General features: G+C 73.0%; 22 protein-coding genes. 6 read left to right on the forward strand and 16 right to left on the reverse strand.

Translation table 11 applies throughout. From position 1 onward, the window contains the following. Nucleotides 1-41: 41 nt before the first annotated feature. Both AB0E07_RS00390 and hisI read right to left on the reverse strand, forming a co-directional pair. Complete coding sequence (locus tag AB0E07_RS00390) at nt 42-1,520, reverse strand: anthranilate synthase component I (protein WP_362244761.1); 1,479 nt, start codon at nt 1,518-1,520, stop codon at nt 42-44. 11 nt (nt 1,521-1,531) lie between these two features. Further along, complete coding sequence (hisI, locus tag AB0E07_RS00395; protein WP_362244763.1) at nt 1,532-1,921, reverse strand: phosphoribosyl-AMP cyclohydrolase; 390 nt, start codon at nt 1,919-1,921, stop codon at nt 1,532-1,534. Nucleotides 1,922-2,002: 81 nt separating this feature from the next. On the opposite strand from hisI, the gene AB0E07_RS00400 reads away from it, so the two are divergent. Then, a complete protein-coding gene (locus AB0E07_RS00400) occupies nt 2,003-2,638 on the forward strand; it encodes a TIGR03085 family metal-binding protein (protein WP_362244765.1) in 636 nt (211 codons plus the stop codon). 4 nt (nt 2,639-2,642) lie between these two features. On the opposite strand, the gene AB0E07_RS00405 is transcribed toward AB0E07_RS00400, so the two are convergent. The 10 genes from AB0E07_RS00405 to hisD all read right to left on the reverse strand — a co-directional run bounded on the left by AB0E07_RS00405 (nt 2,643) and on the right by hisD (nt 10,366). Beyond that, nucleotides 2,643-3,932 (reverse strand): MFS transporter, encoded by a 1,290-nt coding sequence (locus AB0E07_RS00405; RefSeq protein ID WP_362244767.1) that lies wholly within the window; start codon nt 3,930-3,932, stop codon nt 2,643-2,645. Between the two features lie 24 nt (nt 3,933-3,956). Next, nucleotides 3,957-4,547, reverse strand: coding sequence for a helix-turn-helix domain-containing protein (locus AB0E07_RS00410; protein ID WP_362244769.1), 591 nt, complete (start codon nt 4,545-4,547; stop codon nt 3,957-3,959). Between the two features lie 123 nt (nt 4,548-4,670). Continuing rightward, nucleotides 4,671-5,426, reverse strand: a complete 756-nt coding sequence (gene hisF / locus AB0E07_RS00415; RefSeq protein WP_362244771.1) for an imidazole glycerol phosphate synthase subunit HisF — start codon at nt 5,424-5,426, stop codon at nt 4,671-4,673. Further along, nucleotides 5,423-5,824, reverse strand: coding sequence for a RidA family protein (locus tag AB0E07_RS00420; RefSeq protein WP_362244773.1), 402 nt, complete (start codon nt 5,822-5,824; stop codon nt 5,423-5,425). The genes hisF and AB0E07_RS00420 overlap by 4 nt, the downstream gene beginning before the upstream one ends. Then, on the reverse strand, nt 5,821-6,546 hold the full coding sequence (gene priA / locus AB0E07_RS00425; protein WP_362244775.1) for a bifunctional 1-(5-phosphoribosyl)-5-((5-phosphoribosylamino)methylideneamino)imidazole-4-carboxamide isomerase/phosphoribosylanthranilate isomerase PriA: 726 nt from the start codon (nt 6,544-6,546) through the stop codon (nt 5,821-5,823). The genes AB0E07_RS00420 and priA overlap by 4 nt, the downstream gene beginning before the upstream one ends. Then, a complete protein-coding gene (hisH, locus tag AB0E07_RS00430; RefSeq protein ID WP_362244777.1) occupies nt 6,546-7,190 on the reverse strand; it encodes an imidazole glycerol phosphate synthase subunit HisH in 645 nt (214 codons plus the stop codon). The genes priA and hisH overlap by 1 nt, the downstream gene beginning before the upstream one ends. Further along, nucleotides 7,187-7,351, reverse strand: coding sequence for a hypothetical protein (locus AB0E07_RS00435; RefSeq protein ID WP_362244779.1), 165 nt, complete (start codon nt 7,349-7,351; stop codon nt 7,187-7,189). Before AB0E07_RS00435 ends, hisH begins: the two co-directional genes overlap by 4 nt. Further along, nucleotides 7,348-7,941, reverse strand: coding sequence for an imidazoleglycerol-phosphate dehydratase HisB (hisB, locus tag AB0E07_RS00440; protein ID WP_030318918.1), 594 nt, complete (start codon nt 7,939-7,941; stop codon nt 7,348-7,350). Before hisB ends, AB0E07_RS00435 begins: the two co-directional genes overlap by 4 nt. Next, on the reverse strand, nt 7,938-9,044 hold the full coding sequence (locus AB0E07_RS00445) for a histidinol-phosphate transaminase (RefSeq protein ID WP_362244782.1): 1,107 nt from the start codon (nt 9,042-9,044) through the stop codon (nt 7,938-7,940). The genes hisB and AB0E07_RS00445 overlap by 4 nt, the downstream gene beginning before the upstream one ends. Continuing rightward, complete coding sequence (gene hisD / locus AB0E07_RS00450; RefSeq protein WP_362244784.1) at nt 9,041-10,366, reverse strand: histidinol dehydrogenase; 1,326 nt, start codon at nt 10,364-10,366, stop codon at nt 9,041-9,043. The genes AB0E07_RS00445 and hisD overlap by 4 nt, the downstream gene beginning before the upstream one ends. 160 nt (nt 10,367-10,526) lie before the next feature. On the opposite strand from hisD, the gene AB0E07_RS00455 reads away from it, so the two are divergent. The 4 genes from AB0E07_RS00455 (at nt 10,527) to ybaK (ending at nt 14,470) form a co-directional block, all read left to right on the forward strand. Further along, the gene (locus AB0E07_RS00455) at nt 10,527-12,104 is read left to right on the forward strand and encodes an oxidoreductase (protein ID WP_362244786.1); all 1,578 of its coding nucleotides are present in this window, start codon (nt 10,527-10,529) and stop codon (nt 12,102-12,104) included. 88 nt (nt 12,105-12,192) lie between these two features. Beyond that, on the forward strand, nt 12,193-13,206 hold the full coding sequence (locus AB0E07_RS00460; RefSeq protein WP_362244788.1) for a hypothetical protein: 1,014 nt from the start codon (nt 12,193-12,195) through the stop codon (nt 13,204-13,206). Between the two features lie 11 nt (nt 13,207-13,217). Next, nucleotides 13,218-13,958, forward strand: coding sequence for an LON peptidase substrate-binding domain-containing protein (locus tag AB0E07_RS00465; protein ID WP_362244790.1), 741 nt, complete (start codon nt 13,218-13,220; stop codon nt 13,956-13,958). Nucleotides 13,959-13,972: 14 nt separating this feature from the next. Continuing rightward, nucleotides 13,973-14,470 (forward strand): Cys-tRNA(Pro) deacylase, encoded by a 498-nt coding sequence (ybaK, locus tag AB0E07_RS00470; protein ID WP_362244792.1) that lies wholly within the window; start codon nt 13,973-13,975, stop codon nt 14,468-14,470. A 228-nt stretch (nt 14,471-14,698) separates the two neighbouring features. On the opposite strand, the gene AB0E07_RS00475 is transcribed toward ybaK, so the two are convergent. The 4 genes from AB0E07_RS00475 to AB0E07_RS00490 all read right to left on the reverse strand — a co-directional run bounded on the left by AB0E07_RS00475 (nt 14,699) and on the right by AB0E07_RS00490 (nt 18,638). Further along, a complete protein-coding gene (locus tag AB0E07_RS00475; RefSeq protein WP_362244794.1) occupies nt 14,699-15,394 on the reverse strand; it encodes an AAA family ATPase in 696 nt (231 codons plus the stop codon). A gap of 34 nt (nt 15,395-15,428) precedes the next feature. Further along, nucleotides 15,429-16,253 (reverse strand): ABC transporter permease, encoded by an 825-nt coding sequence (locus AB0E07_RS00480; protein ID WP_362244796.1) that lies wholly within the window; start codon nt 16,251-16,253, stop codon nt 15,429-15,431. 85 nt (nt 16,254-16,338) lie between these two features. Beyond that, nucleotides 16,339-17,313 (reverse strand): ABC transporter ATP-binding protein, encoded by a 975-nt coding sequence (locus AB0E07_RS00485; RefSeq protein WP_362244798.1) that lies wholly within the window; start codon nt 17,311-17,313, stop codon nt 16,339-16,341. A 107-nt stretch (nt 17,314-17,420) separates the two neighbouring features. Further along, on the reverse strand, nt 17,421-18,638 hold the full coding sequence (locus AB0E07_RS00490) for an NYN domain-containing protein (protein WP_362244800.1): 1,218 nt from the start codon (nt 18,636-18,638) through the stop codon (nt 17,421-17,423). 224 nt (nt 18,639-18,862) lie between these two features. Here AB0E07_RS00490 and AB0E07_RS00495 point away from each other — a divergent pair, with 224 nt between their 5' ends. After that, entirely contained in the window at nt 18,863-19,027 is a 165-nt protein-coding gene (locus tag AB0E07_RS00495; RefSeq protein WP_362244802.1) for a hypothetical protein, read from the forward strand. Nucleotides 19,028-19,080 lie beyond the last annotated feature (53 nt).

Here is a 19,080-nt window from a genome sequence, read left to right on the forward strand (position 1 = left end):
CCCCGGGCGAACCGTCACCCGGGGTTCGTATGAGAAGCGCCCTATTGCCCCAGCCGGTTCGCCGTGTGCACCGCGCGCAGCACCGCCGCCGCCTTGTTGCGGCACTCCTGGTCCTCGGCGACCGGGTCGGAGTCGGCGACGATTCCGGCGCCGGCCTGGACGAAGGCCGTGCCGTCGCGCAGCAGGGCGGTGCGGATGGCGATGGCGGTGTCGGAGTCGCCGGCGAAGTCGAGATAGCCGACGCAGCCGCCGTAGAGCCCGCGCCGGGAGGGCTCCAGTTCGTCGATGATCTGCATGGCGCGGGGCTTGGGCGCGCCGGAGAGGGTGCCGGCGGGGAAGCAGGCGGTGAGGACGTCGAAGGCGGTACGGCCCTCGGCGACCTGGCCGGTGACGGTGGAGACGATGTGCATCACGTGCGAGTAGCGCTCGATGGACATGAAGTCGACGACCTCGACCGAGCCGGGCTCGCAGACCCGGCCGAGGTCGTTGCGCCCGAGGTCGACGAGCATGAGGTGCTCGGCCCGCTCCTTGGGGTCGGCGAGCAGGTCGTCGGCGAGGGCCTGGTCCTCCTGCGGGGTGGCGCCGCGCCACCGGGTGCCGGCGATGGGGTGGACCATCGCCCGTCCGTCCTCGACCTTGACCAGCGCCTCCGGGGAGGAGCCGACGACGTCGAAGCCGTCGAAGCGGAAGAGGTACATGTACGGCGAGGGGTTGGTGGCGCGCAGCACCCGGTAGACGTCCAGGGCGCTCGCCGTGCACGGCGTCTCGAAGCGCTGGGAGGGGACGACCTGGAAGGCCTCGCCGGCCCGGATGCGCTCCTTGACGTCCTCGACGGCCGCGTGGAAGTCGGTGCCGCCCCACAGGGCGGTGTACTCGGGGAGTTCGGACGGCGGCAGGACGGCCGGGGGCTGGGCGACCGCGCGGGAGAGATCGGCCTGCATGGCGTCCAGGCGGGCCACGGCGTCCGCGTGGGCCTCGTCGACCCCGGTGTCGAGGTCGTTGTGGTTGATCGCGTTGGCGATCAGCAGGACCGAGCCCTCCCAGTGGTCCATCACCGCGAGGTCGCTGGTCAGCAGCATGGTCAGCTCGGGCAGCCTCAGATCGTCGCGCTCGCCGGGACCGATCTTCTCCAGGCGGCGCACGATGTCGTAGCCGAGGTAGCCGACCATGCCGCCGGTGAAGGGCGGCAGGTCCCCCTGGTGCGGGGTGTGCAGGGCCTCGATGGTGGCGCGCAGGGCGGCGAGCGGGTCGCCGTCGGTGGGGACGCCGACGGGCGGGGCGCCGAGCCAGTGCGCCTGCCCGTCCCGCTCGGTGAGGGTGGCGGCGGAGCGGACGCCCACGAAGGAGTACCGGGACCAGGACCGGCCGTTCTCCGCGGACTCCAGCAGAAAGGTGCCGGGGCGCTCGGCGGCGAGCTTGCGGTAGAGCGCGACGGGCGTGTCGCCGTCGGCGAGGAGCTTGCGGGTGACCGGGATGACGCGCCGGTCGGCGGCGAGCTTGCGGAAGGTCTCGAGGTCCATGGCCGGTGACCTTACTGATCTCCGGCCGGGACGCCGGAATCCTTGAGCAGGACGTCCTCGTCGAAGCAGGTGCGCGCGCCGGTGTGGCAGGCCGCGCCGACCTGGTCGACCTGGACGAGCACGGTGTCGGCGTCGCAGTCCAGGGCGACGGACCTGACCCACTGGAAGTGGCCGGAGGTGTCGCCCTTGACCCAGTACTCCTGGCGGCTGCGCGACCAGTAGGTGCAGCGGCCGGTGGTCAGGGTGCGGTGCAGCGCCTCGTCGTCCATCCAGCCGAGCATGAGCACCTCTCCGGTGTCGTACTGCTGGGCGATGGCGGGCAGGAGCCCGTCGGCGCTGCGCCTGAGGCGGGCGGCGATCTCGGGGTCCAGGGGGCTGCTCTGACGGGGCGCGCTGGTCATGGTGCCATTGTGCCGCGCGGCGGGGGTCCGCTCGGCCGCCGTCCACTGTGCGGACCCGGACGTCGGTCGTAGGCTGACGGCATGTCGACTTTCGCCAAGCGTGAACGACTCCTGCTGGCCGACCTCCTGGAGGCGGAGGGGCCCGAGGCCCCGACCCTGTGCGAGGGCTGGACCACCCGTGATCTCGCCGCGCACGTCGTGGTGCGCGAGCGCCGCCCGGACGCGGCCGGCGGCATCCTGATCAAGCCGCTCGCCGCCCGCCTGGAGCGGGTGATGGGCGAGTTCACGGACAAGCCCTACGAGGAACTGATCCAGCTCATCCGCACCGGCCCGCCGCGGTTCTCGCCGTTCTCGCTGAAGCAGGTCGACGAGATGTCGAACACGGTGGAGTTCTACGTCCACACCGAGGACGTCCGCCGGGCCCGCCCCGACTGGACGCCGCGCGAGCTCGACCCGGTGTTCCAGGACGCCCTGTGGTCCCGGCTGGAGCGCACCGCGCGCCTGATGGGGCGCGGCACGCCGACGGGGCTGGTGCTGCGCCGCCCGGACGGGCAGACGGCGGTCGCGCAGCGCGGCGCGCCGGTGGTGACGGCCACGGGTGAGCCGTCGGAGCTGCTGCTCTTCCTCTACGGCCGGCAGGACGCGGCCGACGTGGAGCTGACGGGCGAGAAGGACGCCATCACCAAGCTGCACTCGGGCAAGCAACTGGGCATCTGAGGGATCACCTCGGCAGCTCGGCGCGGCGCAGGTCGCGCACGCCCAGCGCGATCACCCCGCCGAGCCCGCACACCGCGGCGCTCACCACGAAGACCGGGCCGGTGCCCCAGACGCCGACGGCGGCGGCGGACAGCGGCATGCTGAGCGGGGCGAAACCGAGGCTGACCAGGCCGGAGACCGCGGTGACCCGGCCCAGCAGGGCGGGGTCGGCCTGGGTCTGGAGCAGGGCGCCGGCGACGGCCCCGCTGAGCCCCGCGAGCAGTCCGACGAGTACGGCGATCCCGGCGGCGCCGGCCACCGCGGGGACGAAGGCCAGCGCGCCGATGGCGACCGACCCGGCGATGATGGCGCAGCCCGCCACCCGTCCGGCGTGCGGCAGGTGCCCGCGCACGGTCAGCAGCAGGGAGACGGCACCGGCGCCGACTCCGAACCCGGCGAGCACCCAGCCCATCCCGGCGGCGCCCCAGCCCCGCTCGTCGGCGAGCAGGGTCAGCCCGACGTTGAGCGGCCCGACGAATCCGAGGTCACCGAGGGCTATGGCCAGCATCAGCGGACCGAGCACCCGGTGCCGGCGGATGTAGCGCAGTCCTCCAACGAGGTCCCGCCAGGCAGTCCCTCCCCGCACCCCGTCCGCGGAGGCGGAGGCGGAGGACGTGTCCCCCGCGTCCGGCGCGTCTGCGGCGGGCAGGGCCCGTACTCGTACGGACACCAGCAGGGGGACCGAGAGCGCGATGAGCAGCCCGGCCAGGGCGAACGCGCCGGTGGCGCCGCCGAGGGCCACGGCCAGGCCGCCGAGCGGGCCGCCGACCACGCTCGCGAAGCGGATCGCCAGCCCCCGCATGCCCTGCACCCGGGTGAGCTGGTCGCGGGTGGTCACCCGCGCGGGAAGCGCCCCCACGGCGGGCATGAACACCGCGTCGACCGCCCCGAAGACCAGCGCGAGCACGGCCAGCGGCCACAGCCCCGGGCCGGTGAGGAACAGCAGCGCCGCCACCGCGAACGCCGCCGCGCAGCGCACCGCGTCGCTGCCGACGACCACCCGGCGCGGTCCGAGCCGGTCCGCGAGGACTCCCCCGCCCAGCATCAGCAGCGCCCGGGGCACGGCGCTCACCGCCATGACGAGTCCGGCCTGCGAGGGCGTGCCCGCCTGGACGGCCGCCCAGGACAGGGCGATGTAGTAGACGCTGTCGCCGATCATCGAGGCGGTGTAGGCGGCGAGCCAGCGCAGCACGTTGCCGTCGCGGTGGGCGGGGCGGGGCGGGGCCTCGGCCGGGGCCGGGAGCGTGGCGGTCACGGAGGCGGTCCTCTCGGAGGCGGATCAGACGCGGAACGGGAAGCCGTACAGGTGCAGGGCCACGTGCTCGCGCCCCTCGGTCTCGCCGGCCGCCTCACGGGCGCGCCCCAGGGCGTCGTACTTCCTCAGCACGTCGTGCAGTTCGCCCATCAGTTCGGTCAGTTCGCCGGAGGTCAGCCGTGCCGTCGTCTCCGAGTCCATGGCGGCGGTGGTCCAGTCGGTGCCCCATCCGGCGCGCTGGTCGAGGTAGGCGCGGTACATCTCGGCGCGCTGCTCCTGGAAGAGCCGCGAGGCGGCGACATGGGCGGCGACCTTCTCGGGGGCGTCCTCGAAGTCGGCGCTGCGGACGGAGACTCCGTCACTGGCGGGCCGCCACCAGCGCTCCCGGCCGTCCCCGCCGGCCGTCTCGGCCTCCTCGATCAGGCCGTGCTCACCGAGCTTGCGCAGGTGGTAGCTGACCAGCGAGACCGCCTCGTCGACCTGGCCGGAGAGCTGTGAGGCGGTCGCGGTGCCGGCGAGCAGCAGCAGTCGGTAGAGCTTCATGCGCAGGGGATGCGCGAGGGCCTTCAGCGTGCCGACGTCGGTGATTCGCCGGTCCCTCTCGTTGTCCGTCACGCCCCGCACGCTAGACAGGAAAGGAATGTTGCGCAATAAAAATTGCGCAATGAATTTTTCGCAACTCCGCGCGCCCATGGAAAAACCCCGGCCGCCGGGCGGCCGGGGCTCGGTGCTCCGGGCTCATCGCACGGGGTGTCCCGCGTCCTTCAGTGCCTGCTTGACCTGGCCGATGCGCAGGTCGCCGAAGTGGAACACCGAGGCCGCCAGCACCGCGTCGGCGCCCGCGCCGACCGCCGGGGCGAAGTCGTCGAGCTTGCCGGCGCCGCCGGAGGCGATGACGGGCACGGTCACGTGCTTGCGAACGGCCTCGATCATCTCGATGTCGTAGCCGTCCTTGGTGCCGTCCGCGTCCATCGAGTTGAGCAGGATCTCCCCCGCGCCCAGCTCCGCCGCCCGGTGCGCCCACTCGACCGCGTCGATGCCGGTGCCCTTGCGGCCGCCGTGCGTCGTCACCTCGAAGCCGCCGGTCGCGGTGCGCCGCGCGTCCACCGAGAGCACCAGCACCTGCCGGCCGAACCGCTCGGCGATCTCGCGGATCAGCTCGGGGCGGGCGATGGCCGCGGTGTTGACGCCCACCTTGTCGGCGCCGGCCCGCAGCAGCTTGTCGACGTCCTCGGCGGTGCGCACGCCGCCGCCGACGGTCAGCGGGATGAAGACCTGCTCGGCGGTGCGGCGCACCACGTCGTAGGTGGTCTCGCGGTTGCCGGACGACGCGGTGATGTCCAGGAACGTCAACTCGTCGGCGCCCTCGGCGTCGTACACCTTCGCCATCTCGACGGGGTCGCCCGCGTCGCGCAGGTTCTGGAAGTTGACGCCCTTGACGACCCGGCCGTTGTCCACGTCCAGGCAGGGGATGACTCGGACCGCCAGGGTCATGAATCCACGGCTCCTCTGTATGCCTCTAGTTCCACTTCGACCAGGATGCGCGGGTCGACGAAGCCCTCCACGACCAGCAGCGTGGAGACCGGGCGCACCGCGCCGAAGATCTCCCGATGGGCCCGGCCGACCTCGTCGACGTCCCGCGAATGGCCGAGGTACATCCTGGTGCGGAGCACGGACCCGATGTCGAGCCCGAACTCGCCGATCGCCTCCACCGCACTGGCGAAGGCGACCCTGGCCTGCTCGTACGGGTCGCCCTCGCCGTACAGCACCTGGCCCTTGAACGCTGTCGTGCCCCCCACCAGGACACGGTCGCCCGCCGCGACGGCGCGTGCGAAACCGAAGGACTCCTCCCAGGGAGATCCGCTCTGCACCCGCCGCACGGCATCGGTCACGACACAGCCTCCAGGGCCTCTTCCAGGGTGAACGCCTTGGCGTACAGCGCCTTCCCGACGATGGCGCCCTCGACACCGAGGGGTACCAGCTCGGAGATCGCGCGCAGGTCGTCCAGCGACGACACGCCGCCGGAGGCCACGACCGGGCGGTCGGTCGCCGCGCAGACGTTCCTCAGCAGCTCCAGGTTGGGGCCCTGGAGGGTGCCGTCCTTGGCGATGTCGGTGACCACGTAGCGGGCGCAGCCCTCGCCGTTGAGGCGCTCCAGCGTCTCGTAGAGGTCGCCGCCGTCCCGGGTCCAGCCGCGGCCGCGCAGGGTCGTGCCGCGTACGTCGAGACCGACGGCGATCTTGTCGCCGTGCTCGGCGATGACCTTGGCGACCCACTCCGGGGTCTCCAGCGCGGCCGTGCCCAGGTTCACCCGGGTGCAGCCGGTGGCGAGGGCGGCGGCGAGGGTGTCGTCGTCGCGGATGCCGCCGGACAGCTCGACCTTGATGTCCATGGCCTTGGCGACCTCGGCGATCAGCGCGCGGTTGTCGCCGGTGCCGAAGGCGGCGTCCAGGTCGACCAGGTGCAGCCACTCGGCGCCGGAGCGCTGCCAGGCCAGGGCCGCCTCCAGCGGGGAGCCGTAGGAGGTCTCGGTGCCGGACTCGCCGTGGACCAGGCGGACCGCCTGTCCGTCACGGACGTCGACGGCGGGGAGGAGTTCGAGCTTCGAAGCCATCAGAGGGTTCCGATCCAGTTGTTCAGCAGCTGCGCTCCGGCGTCGCCGGACTTCTCGGGGTGGAACTGGGTGGCCCACAGGGCGCCGTTCTCCACGGCGGCCACGAAGGGCTCGCCGTGCGTCGACCAGGTGACCTTGGGCGCCCGCATCGCCGCGTTCCTGGTCTCCAGGGTCCAGTCGTGGACCGCGTAGGAGTGCACGAAGTAGAAGCGGGCGTCCGCGTCCAGGCCGGCGAACAGCTCGGAGTCGGCCGGCGCCTCGACGGTGTTCCAGCCCATGTGGGGCACGATGTCCGCCTGGAGCGGCTCGACGGAGCCGGGCCACTCGTCGAGGCCCTCGCTCTCCACCCCGTGCTCGATGCCGCGGGCGAAGAGGATCTGCATCCCGACGCAGATGCCCATCACCGGGCGTCCGCCGGAGAGGCGGCGGTCGATGATCCAGTCGCCGCGCGCCTCGCGCAGGCCCGTCATACAGGCGGCGAAGGCGCCGACACCCGGGACCAGCAGCCCGTCGGCGTTCAGGGCCCGGTCGAAGTCACGCGTTATCTCGACCTCGGCGCCCGTGCGGGCGAGGGCGCGCTCGGCGGACCGGACGTTGCCGAAGCCGTAGTCGAAGACGACGACCTTCTTCGCGGACGCGCTCAACTCCACACCTCCAGCCGCATCACACCGGCGACCAGGCACATCGTGGCGCCGATGGAGAGCAGGACGACCAGGCTCCGGGGCATGTCCTGCTTCACGAAGGAGTAGATGCCGCCGGCCAGGAAGAGGCCGACGACGATCAGGACCGTGGACAGGCCGTTCACAGGGCGCCCTTCGTCGAAGGGAGGATGCCGGCCGCGCGCGGGTCGCGCTCGGAGGCGTAGCGCAGGGCGCGGGCGAGGGCCTTGAACTGGCACTCCACGATGTGGTGCGCGTTGCGCCCGTAGGGCACGTGCACGTGCAGCGCGATCTGCGCCTGGGCCACGAAGGACTCCAGGATGTGCCGGGTCATGGTGGTGTCGTACTCGCCGATCATCGGCGCCATCTTCTCGGGCTCGGTGTGCACGAGGTACGGGCGGCCGGAGAGGTCGACGGTGACCTGGGCGAGGGACTCGTCCAGCGGGACCGTGCAGTTGCCGAAGCGGTAGATGCCGACCTTGTCGCCGAGGGCCTGCTTGAAGGCGGCGCCGAGGGCGAGGGCGGTGTCCTCGATGGTGTGGTGCGAGTCGATGTGCAGATCGCCCTCGGTCTTCACCGTGAGGTCGAACAGACCGTGCCGGCCGAGCTGGTCGAGCATGTGGTCGTAGAAGCCGACGCCGGTCGACACGTCGACCTTGCCGGATCCGTCGAGATCGATCTCGACGAGGACGGAGGTCTCCTTCGTCACGCGCTCCACGCGTCCTACGCGGTTCATGCGTTCTGCTCCTTCTTGAGTTCACGGACCGCGTCGAGGAACGCGTCGTTCTCTTCGGGGGTGCCGGCGGTGACCCGCAGCCAGCCCGGTACGCCGTTGTCCCGGACCAGGACGCCCCGGTCGAGGATGCTCCGCCAGGCGGCCTGGGTGTCGTCGAACCGGCCGAACTGCACGAAGTTGGCGTCCGAGGAGGTCACCTCGTAGCCGATCGCCAGCAGTTCCCTCACCAGGCGGTCCCGCTCGGTCTTCAGCTGCTCGACGTAGCCGAGCAGGGTGTCGGTGTGCTCCAGGGCGGCCAGCGCGGTCGCCTGGGTGACGGCCGACAGGTGGTAGGGCAGCCGGACCAGCTGCACCGCGTCGACCACGGCCGGGTCGGCGGCCAGGTAGCCGAGGCGCAGGCCGGCCGCGCCGAACGCCTTCGACATCGTGCGGGAGATGACGAGATTCGGCCGTCCTTCGAGCAGCGGCAGCAGCGAGTCGCCGTGGCTGAACTCGATGTACGCCTCGTCGACCACCACCATCGACGGCTTCGCCGCCTGCGCGGCCTCGAACAGCGCGAGGACGGTCTCGGGCGGGACGGCGTTGCCCGTGGGGTTGTTGGGGGTGGTGACGAAGACGACGTCCGGCCGGTGTTCGGCGATCGCCCGCCGGGCGGCGTCCACGTCGATGGTGAAGTCGTCGCCCCGCGGACCGGAGATCCAGCCCGTGCCGGTGCCCCGCGAGATCAGCGCGTGCATCGAGTACGAGGGCTCGAAGCCGATGGCCGTGCGGCCGGGCCCGCCGAAGGTCTGGAGCAGCTGCTGGATGACCTCGTTGGAGCCGTTGGCGGCCCAGACGTTCGCCGGGCCGACCCGGTGGCCGGAGGTCTTCGTCAGGTACTCGGCGAGCCGGGTGCGCAGCTCGACCGCGTCCCGGTCCGGATAGCGGTTGAGCCGGCGGGCGGCCTCGCGGACCCGCTCGGTGATCCGCTCGACCAGCGCCTCGGGCAGCGGGTAGGGGTTCTCGTTGGTGTTCAGCCGTACCGGCACGTCCAGCTGGGGCGCGCCGTAGGGGGACTTGCCGCGCAGCTCGTCCCGTACGGGGAGATCGTCGATGCCGGTCACTTGCCCTCGGGAACCTTCCAGTCGAACCGTGCCTTGATCGCCGCGCCGTGCGCCGGGAGGTCCTCCGCCTCCGCGAGCGTCACCACGTGATGGGCGACGTCGGCCAGCGCGTCCTCGGTGTAGTCGACGATGTGGATGCCGCGCAGGAAGGACTGCACGGACAGGCCCGAGGAGTGGCAGGCGCAGCCGCCGGTCGGCAGGACGTGGTTGGACCCGGCGGCGTAGTCGCCGAGGGAGACCGGCGCCCAGGGGCCGACGAAGATCGCGCCGGCGTTGCGGACCCGGTCGGCCACGGCGGCCGCGTCGGCCGTCTGGATCTCCAGGTGCTCGGCGCCGTAGGCGTCGACCACCCGCAGGCCCTCCTCGATGCCGTCGACGAGGACGATCGCGGACTGCCTGCCCGCGAGTGCCGGGACGATCCGGTCGTCGATGTGCTTGGTCGCCGCGACCTGCGGCTCCAGCTCCTTGGCGACCGCGTCCGCGAGTTCCACGGAGTCGGTGACCAGGACGGCGGCGGCCAGCGGGTCGTGCTCGGCCTGGCTGATCAGGTCGGCGGCGACGTGCACGGGGTCGGCGGTGGCGTCGGCCAGGACCGCGATCTCGGTCGGGCCGGCCTCGGCGTCGATGCCGATCTTCCCGGTGAAGTAGCGCTTGGCCGCGGCGACCCAGATGTTGCCGGGCCCGGTGACCATGTCGGCGGGCGGGCAGGACTCGGTGCCGTACGCGAACATCGCCACCGCGGTCGCGCCGCCGGCGGCGTAGACCTCGGTCACACCGAGCAGCGCGCAGGCGGCGAGGATCGTCGGGTGCGGCAGACCGCCGAACTCGGCCTGCGCCGGGGAGGCGAGCGCGAGGGACTCGACGCCGGCCTCCTGCGCGGGCACCACGTTCATGATCACGGAGGACGGGTAGACGGACCGGCCTCCGGGCGCGTACAGGCCGACGCGGTCGACGGGGACCCACTTCTCGGTCACCGAGCCGCCGGGGACGACCTGGGTGGTGTGGGGGGAGCGGCGCTGCTCGCGGTGGACCAGCCGGGCCCGCCGGATGGACTCCTCCAGGGCCGCGCGGACGGCCGGGTCGAGTTCCGCCAGCGCCTCGGCCAGGGCCTCCTCGGGCACCCGGACCTGCTCCAGCCTGACCCCGTCGAACTTCTCGGCGAAGTCGATCAGCGCCGCGTCGCCCCGATGATGCACGGCCTCGCAGATCGGACGCACCTTCTCCAGGGCGGCCGAGACGTCGAAGTCGGCTCGGGGCAGCAGGTCGCGCAGGGCGGGTCCCTGGGGAAGGGCGTCGCCGCGCAGGTCGATTCGGGAGATCACGCCGTCAATTCTCTCAGACCGGGATCGGGCACCGTCCGCGCGTATCAATGGCTGATACAGAACGTGGAAGATCCCGTTCACCACTAGCGTTCCCTCCGTCACAGAGCGGGCATCACGGCTGTACGACAAGCGCAGAGCGACCGGGGGGAGAGGGAACACCGTGACCGAGGGGGCCGGCATCCGGGACGGGGACCTGCCGGACGACCTGACCGCCGCCGAGGCCGGCATGTGGCAGGCCTTCCGCAACGGCACCGTGTACGACCTGAGCAGCGGCGACACGGTCGTCGACGATCCGCACGGCGGGCATCCGTGGGGGCCGGAGCGGACCGTGCGGGCCCGCATCGTGTGCTGGCTGCTGCTGGACGGGCCGCCCGCGCTGGCCGGCCGGGTGGCGGCCCTGAAGCTGGTCGGGGTCCGGATCAGCGGGGTACTGGACCTGGCGGGCGGCACGGTCGATCCGTACGTCGAGCTGCGCGGCTGCCGGTTCGAGCGGGAGGTCCTGCTGCCCGAGGCCCGGTTCACGACCGTACGGCTGGTGGACTGCTCGGTGCCGCGCCTGGAGGCGGCCCGGGTGCACACCGAGGGCGATCTGCACCTGCCGCGCTGCCGCTTCCACAACGGCATCCGGCTGACCGACGCCCGCATCGGCACCGACCTGCTGCTCAACCAGGCCGTCGTGTACCGCGACCGCAGCGGGCGCTCGATCGCGGCGGACGGCATGTCGGTGGGCCAGGACCTCCAGGCCGAGCTGCTGGAGTCGCACGGCGAGCTGAGTCTGCGCGGCGCCAAGATCGGCGTCTCGCTGAGCCTGCGCGGGGCCCGGCTGGCCAACCCCTACACGCGGCGGGCCCTCAACGCCCCGCAGCTGACCGTGGAGCGCTCGCTGTACCTGACCCCGGCCGGCCTCGGGAACCCGATGCTCAGCGGTACCACCCCGGCCCGCGGCACCCGGATCCAGCGCTTCGAGTGCGAGGGCGGGGTCCGCCTGGACGACGGACGGTTCGGCGACGCCGTCGACATGGAGCGGGCCCGTTTCACCCTCACCGACGAGCAGGAACTGTCGCTGCGCCGCGTCCAGACCCCGGAGCTGCGCTTCCTCGGGGAGCGCCCGGCACGCGGCACGGTCGTGCTGTCGGGCGCCCGGATCGTCAACCTGATGGACCGGGCGGACGCCTGGCCGGGCCCCGGCCGGCTGCACATGGGCGGCTTCGCCTACGAGAACCTGGTGCCGCGCGGCCCGTTCCCGCTGGCCGAGCGGCTGGCCTGGGTGTCCGCTGCGACCGCCGAGTACAACCCCGAGCCCTACGAGCGGCTCGCCACCGTGCTCCGGGCGGGCGGCGAGGACGAGGACGCCCGCGAGGTGCTCCTCGCCAAGCAGCGCCGGCGCCGGGAGAGCCTGCCGGTCGCCGCCAAGTTCTGGGGGTACGCGCAGGACTGGACGGTCGCCTACGGGTACCGGCCGGGCCGGGCCGCGGTGTGGATGGCGGTGCTGTGGGCGGCCGGCTCGGTGGCCTTCGCGCACGCCGGTCATCCGCCCATCGAGCGCGGCGAGCATCCGGAGTGGAACCCGACGCTGTTCGCCCTGGACCTGCTGCTCCCGGTGATCGACCTGGGCCAGGTGGGCTTCTGGCAGCTCAAGGGGGGCTGGCAGTGGCTGGCGGCGGCCATGATCCTGCTGGGCTGGATCCTGGCCACGACGGTGGCTGCGGGGGCGACCCGGCTGCTCCGCCGGGGCTGAAGCTTTTTGCCGTTCCTTGACCGAGGACCGTACAACTTTCCCCGAGTTGGCCGGAGACCCTGGCGCCGTTTCGGCGCGCGGCTTTTCAATGGTCGACACCATGGCTCTGCTGCTGCCGTTCCTCCGCGGTTCGCGGATGGCAAGGACCGCACCCCCCACCTCCGGTCCCCCCACCGACGACGAGGTGCTGCTCGACGCGCCCGACGCACGGCTGGGCCCGGCGCTGGTCTCCGCCGCGCGCGGCGAGTACGCGCCGGCCGCCGCGCTGCTCGCCGCCACCCGCGCGGCCGGCGAGTGGGAGCACCGCGACCGCTACACCGCCCGGCTCGCCGCCTTCGCGCACGCCCGCCCGGAGTGGTTCGAGTCCTGGCGGGCCGCCGCCCCGCGCGACCCGGACCGCCTGCTGGTCGACGCCCAGCTGCGGGTGGACCGGGCCTGGCTGTCACCGGCCCGCGCGGAGCTGCTGCGCGGGGTGAGCCCCCTGGTCACGGCGGCGGCCCACGGCGACGACCGCGACCCGGTGCCCTGGCGGATCGCCCTGGACCACGCCCGCGGCTCCCAGGCGGGACCCAAGTACGTCGAGGAACTGTGGGAGGCGGCCATGCGCCGGGCCCCCCACCACTACGGCTGCCATGTGGCGGCCTTGCGCTACCTGGCGTCCTCCTGGCACGGCTCGCACCAGGAGTGCCTGGACTTCGCCGACCGCGCCGCGCAGGACGCGCCGGCCGACTCCCTCGTCCAGGCGCTGCCGGTGCGGGCGGTGTTCGCCTACCTCACCGACGGCTGCGGTCCCGAGCTGCCCCGGGCCCAGCTGGACGCGGCCGCGGACCGGGCGGCGGCGCTCTCCGCCCTGCTGCCCGCGGCTGACCCCTGGCCCGCGGAGCTGCGCAACCTGCTCACCTACGTACTGGTGCGGCTGGAGCGCTCCTCGGACGCCCTGGAGCAGCTGCGGCTGACCGGCCCGTACGCCACGTCGTTCCCCTGGGACCGGTTCTCGGACGACCCGCTCGGGCACTGTCTGCGGGTGCGGGCCGAGCTGCGGAAGCCGTCCGGGCGTCCGATCCCCGGGCACCTCGGACGTGACCGGTCCGAGGACCATTAGGCTCTTGCGTCGTGACCACCGTCCGGCTTCCGCTCTTCCCCCTGAACTCCGTGCTCTTCCCGGGGTTGGTGCTGCCTCTGAACATCTTCGAGGAGCGCTACCGCGCGATGATGCGCACCCTGTCGAAGCTGCCCGACGACGAGCCGCGCCGCTTCGCGGTCGTGGCGATCCGCGACGGCCACGAGGTGGCCCCGAGCGCGCCCGGCATGCCCGATCCGACGGCGCTGCCGCAGCGCGGGCCGGGCGCGGGCTTCGGCCCGGAGCCGATCAAGTCCTTCCACGCGACGGGGTGCGTCGCGGACGCGGCGACGATCCGGGAGCGGGCGGACGGCACCTTCGAGGTGCTGGCGACCGGCACGACCCGGGTGCGGCTGATCTCGGTGGACGCCACGGGCGAGTTCCTGACGGCGGAGCTGGAGGAGCTGCCGGAGGAGCCGGGCGAGGAGGCGGGTGCCCTGGCCGAGGGCGTGCTGCGGGCCTTCCGGAAGTACCAGAAGCGGCTGGCCGGGGCACGGGAGCGCTCGCTGTCGACGGGCGCGGAGCTGCCCGACGAGCCGTCGGTGGTGTCCTACCTGGTCGCGGCGGCGATGATGCTGGACACCCCCACCAAACAGCGCCTGCTCCAGGCCCCCGACACCGCGTCCCGGCTGCGCGACGAACTGAAACTGCTGCGCGCGGAGACGTCGATCATCCGTAACCTGCCCTCCCTGCCGGCCGCGGACCTGACGCGTACGCCGACGAGTCTGAACTGAGCGAGGAGCACAGGATGGCGAAGAAGCAGAAGGCGCAGCCCGGGGGCACTCCGGCGACGGTCGCCCTGACGGCGGCGGGGGTCCCGTTCACCACCCACGCCTACGAGCACGACCCGTCGCACCCCTCCTACGGCGAGGAGGCGGCGCAGGCGATGGGCGTCTCCCCCGACCGGGTCTTCAAGACCCTGGTGGCGGAGGTGGACGGCAAGCTGACGGTGGCGGTGGTCCCGGTGGCGGGGCAGCTGGACCTGAAGGCGCTGGCGACGGCGGCGGGCGGCAAGCGCGCGGTGATGGCCGACCCGACCCTGGCGGAACGCACCACCGGTTACGTCCGGGGCGGCATCTCCCCGCTGGGCCAGCGCAAGAGGCTCCCCACGGTCCTGGACGTCTCGGCGACCGCCCACGCGACGATCTGCGTCTCGGCGGGCCGCCGCGGCCTGGAGATCGAACTCTCCCCCACCGACCTGGCCACGCTCACCACGGCGACCCTGGCCCCCATCGGCCGCGCGTAGCCCCTCGACGAACCCCCCTTTGTCGGTTAAGCAGAGGGAACATGTCGAAGAAGACGCGCAAACGCAAATGGCGCCTGAAAAAGCGCAAAGCCAACCACGGCAGACGCCCCGCCTAGCAGCCCGTCCGGCGCTTGAGGACAAGGCCCTTTCGGGGCCGAAGCGGGGGTCCGGGGGCGGCAGCCCCCGGGTTCGGGACGGGAAGGGGCGGCGGGGGCGAGAGAAGCCCCGCTAAGCCGAAGGCGCCCCGTACCCGTCCTTCCCCCCGTACTGCTGCTCATAGGGATCGGGATCCCGAGGCCCGAACAACCCCGTCAGCCCCAGATGCACCACGAGCGCCACGATGGACCACACCAGCCACGTCCCCTCCGCGTTGAGCTCCAGCGGCGCCGAGAACGTCACCCCCTTGCCGACCTCCTGAGCCCGCGCGATGACGTCCTGCGAGGGACCGAGCCACACTCCGACCCGCCAGGCCAGCAACGACCCCAGGAACCCCCCGACGGCCAGCGCCACCACCAGCGGCACACCCCCGCGCCGCCGCACGAGGAACACCACCAGCGCGCTCACCGCCCCGAAGGCGAGCGCCAGCAGCGTGAAGGTCCCCTCGACACCGATGGCCTGCTCCCCCTCGGTGTCCTTGATGTAGACGACCCAGCCCCCGTCGACCACGTCCCCGACGAGCGGTACCCGCGGCGCCAGCCAGGACCACAGCACCCCGAGCAGCAACCCGGCCGCCGCCACGGCGACCGCGACCACGGCGGCCTCCCGCAGCTCGGTCCGCATCCCGGGCCCGTCGTCCCCGTACGCGGGCGCGGGCCAGTGGGAGGGATGGGGCCCGAGCCCGCCGCCGGGCACGGGAGGCTGCTGCCACGCCGTGTTGGCGGACTGGTCACGCGGCGGAGGAGGCGGAGTCAACGGTGCGGTCACCCTGACATCGTGCCAGGCCCACCCGTGTGACGCGTCACCGGACGGCCGCCCGACGGTACGCCCAGGTGGCCGCGGCGAGCGAGACGACGCCCACCACCCCGCACACGGCGAGGTCACCGAGGACGAGGGCCCAGTCCGGCCGCTCCCCGAAGGTGCGGGAGAACGCCTCCACGCCGTAGGTGGAGGGCAGCAGGTCCCGGGCGAACCGCACCGCCTCGGGCAACCGCTCCGCGGGCAGCACGCCCAGCAGCAGCGCCGCGGACATGCCCAGCTGACCCAGCACGGTCGCGAGTTCGGGCCGCGGGGCGAGCAGCCCCAGCGCGGCGCCGAGCCCGGCGAGCGCCGCCCCGGCCAGCGGGATCACCGCGACCAGCACCCACAGGTGCGTCAGCGGCAGTCCGAAGAGCACGCACCCGAACACGGCCGTGACCACGGTCCCGGGCACGGTGAAGGAGGCGTACGCGCCGGCCGCCCCGAGCACCACGGCGGCGGGCGGCACCGGCAGCGTCGCGTAGTGGTCGAGCCCGCCGCTGGCCCGCAGCTGCCCGAAGTACTGCGCGAGCAGGTTCAGGGCGACGAAGGCGACCACGAGCACCGAGGAACCGGCCACGACGGCTCGCGCCTCGTCCCCACCGTCCACGACCCCCCGCATCAGGATCATGATCCCGACGGACTGGAAGGTCGCCACGAAGAGCAGCGGAATCCGGGCCACCCGCGCGCGCGAGAGCTGCGCCCGGTACACGGCGCACAGCGACGGCCACAGCCGGGCCCGCGGCCCGAGCTCGGCCGCGTCCGTGACGGGCGACTCGTCCGCGGCCCGCACACGGCCCGGCAGGATCTCGGCGGGTACGACACTCACGTGGCGCTGCTCCTCTTCGCTGCGGCGGCAGTCCCGTTCCGTACGAATGCGACGCTGTTTGTACTCAAACCCGGCCCAGTGACGCTCAAGCCTTCACCAGTCCCTGCCGCGCGGCCCCGCCCAGCGCCAGGTAGACGTCCTCCAGGCTGGGGGTGGCGAGGGTGAAGTCGTCGAGGGCGGAGAAGGCGGCCCCGCCGGTGACGGTGGCGACGACCGCGCGGGCCTCCTCGGGCGCCAGCCGCAGCGTCCAGCGGCGGCCCGACTCGATGACCCGGTCCTGGAGCGCGGCCACCTCGGGCACGTGCAGCGGCGGCGTCTCCCGCCACACCAGGTCGACCCGGACCTCCCCGGCGACCGTTTCCTTCAGCCCGGCGGGCGTGTCGCAGGCGATGACCCGGCCGCGGTCGAGCACGGCGACCCGGTCGAGGACGGTCTCGGCCTCGATGACGTTGTGGGTGACGAGGAGCACCGTCGTGCCGTGCTCGGCCCGCCGCCGGTCGACGGCGGACCAGACGGCGCGCCGCGCCACCGGGTCCATACCGGTGGTGGGCTCGTCCAGCACGAGCAGCGGGCGGGCGCCGACGAGCGCGGCGGCGAAGCAGGCCAGCCGCCGCTGTCCGCCGGACAGCTTCTTCAGGGGCCGCCCGGCCAGCTCGGTCAGGCCCAGCTCCTCCAGCACCGCGTCCCGCTCGGCCCGCGCCGCGCGCACCTCCAGGCCGCGCAGGCGGCCGGTGGTCTCGGCGGCGAGGGAGACGGTCAGCTCGTCGAGGGCGGTCGACTCCTGGCCGAGGTAGGCGAGGATCCGCGCGGCCCGCTCCGGGTGCCGCACGATGTCGTGGCCGAGGATCTCCACACTGCCGCGGTCGGGCCGCATCAGCCCGGTGAGCTGCCGTACCAGCGTGGTCTTGCCGGCGCCGTTCGGTCCGAGCAGCCCGAAGATCTCACCGCGCCGGATGTCCAGGCACACGTCGTCGGTGGCCCGTACCTCGGGGGTGGCCGGCGTGCCGCGCCGCGCCCGTACCGCCGGATAGGTCTTGGTCAGCCCGCGCACGGCGCACACGACATCCCCACAGGGCCGAAGTGCCGGTGTCGCGCGCGTACTCACAAGGGATGAGACTACGGGGTCGCGAGGCCGGGCCCGCCCCTGGGGGCGGGGTATGTGCCGTTTCACTCCCCCGCGGGTGCGTGTTCGGCGGCCGTCCGTACATCGATCTCCCGCCAGAACCCGGCCCGGATCGCGTAGCGGTCGTGCTCGTCGATCTGGTCGTCCTTGTGCGCGAGCAGCCCGAACCGGGCCGCGTACCGCAGCAGTTCGCCGTCGATGCGGTGCGGGACGCGCGGGTACATGCCCGAGAGCTTCTGCAGATGGCTCTGGTCGCCGAGGCGCTCCATCCACCGGCGGGCGAACACCTGCCCGACCTCGTAGGGGTCACCCCCGACGGTGGTGATGTCCTCCTCGCGGTCCGCCCACCGCTGCTCCGCCGTGGTGAGCTGGGCGAGCGTCGGCATGGTGGCGATGTCGTGCGGCTCGGCGGCGGTGCCGGGCCGGTCCACCCAGCCCTTGTCGGAGGACCAGCGCAGGGTCGCCCCGGCGGGGTGGGGGGCGGGCTGCGCCCCGGGGCCGCGCAGGGCGGCCAGGTCCTTCGGCGTGGGTACGCCCTTCGGCGCCGGCACCCGCTCGGGCGCGCCGTTCTCCGCCGCCACGTCGGGCTGGCGGTGCTCGCGCTCCTCGGTGGGCCGTTCGGGCGCGGCGAGCGCGGAGTCGGGCAGTGGCGCGGAGAGGATCGCGGCGATCTCGGGCCGCGGCGCGGGCGGCGGCGCGCAGACCCCGCCGAACTCCTTGGCGCGTACGGCCTTGGTGATCCAGGTGCGGTCCAGCACCCGGCGTTCGTCTGCCTCGGCGACGAGGTCCTCGGACTGGTTGTAGTCGCCGTCGGCGGCCTGCACGGCCCACAGGTGCACGGCGACCCCGTGCTCCTTGGCGGCCATCATGCCGGGCAGCAGGTCGCCGTCCCCGGTGACCAGGACGATGTCCGAGCAGGCCCGGTTGCGGGCGAGTTCGGTCAGCTCCGCGTGCATCGCGGCGTCGACGCCCTTCTGGGCCCAGCGTCCGTCGCTGCGGGTCAGCGCGCCGAGCCGTACGGTCACCCGGGGCATCACGCGCAGCCGGCGGTGCTCGGGCTGCGGGACGCGGTCGGGCGCGCCGTCGAACCAGTAGATGCGCAGCAGCGGGCGTTCGGTGTCCGACTCGGCCCGTTCCCGCAGGCCCTGGATGAGGGCGGTGTGGTCGACGGTGATCCGGGACCGGGAGGGCTCCCCGGCCAGGAGGGAGGCGGCGGCCCCGAGCAGATACCCGGCGTCCACCAGGACGATGCAGCGGTCCACGCGATCCACCCTCTTTCCGGGAGGTTTGCTTCGGGCTTCCTTCGAGTCTGCCCGACCGCGCGAAGGTTAACGGCCGGAACTCGATCTTCGGCGTGGCGTTTGGGGGTACCCGGCTCGAACTGCCCTGGTCACGGTCGGTAATGATACGAAATGCGCCCGATGTCAGCCTATGTGAGTCTGGTCGCGGCCCTGGCCCCTAGATCCCCCTCAGGAGGCAGATCACCATGGCCAAGAACAAGAACCGTGACCGAAAGCAGCCGCAGTCCGAGCGCGGGGCGCAGCAGGCCCAGCAGTCCTCGATGGAGGCGCAGGCCGAGCAGCGGATGTCCCAGGTGACTCCGGGCGACATCGCGCGCAAGGGCAAGCAGAAGAAGTTCGGTCACAACTGACATCTTCATAACGGGCCTTTTGAAGCCCAGGCACAGGACGAGGGGCGCACCCG

Source organism: Streptomyces sp. NPDC048002 (assembly GCF_040653275.1).
Classification (GTDB): domain Bacteria; phylum Actinomycetota; class Actinomycetes; order Streptomycetales; family Streptomycetaceae; genus Streptomyces.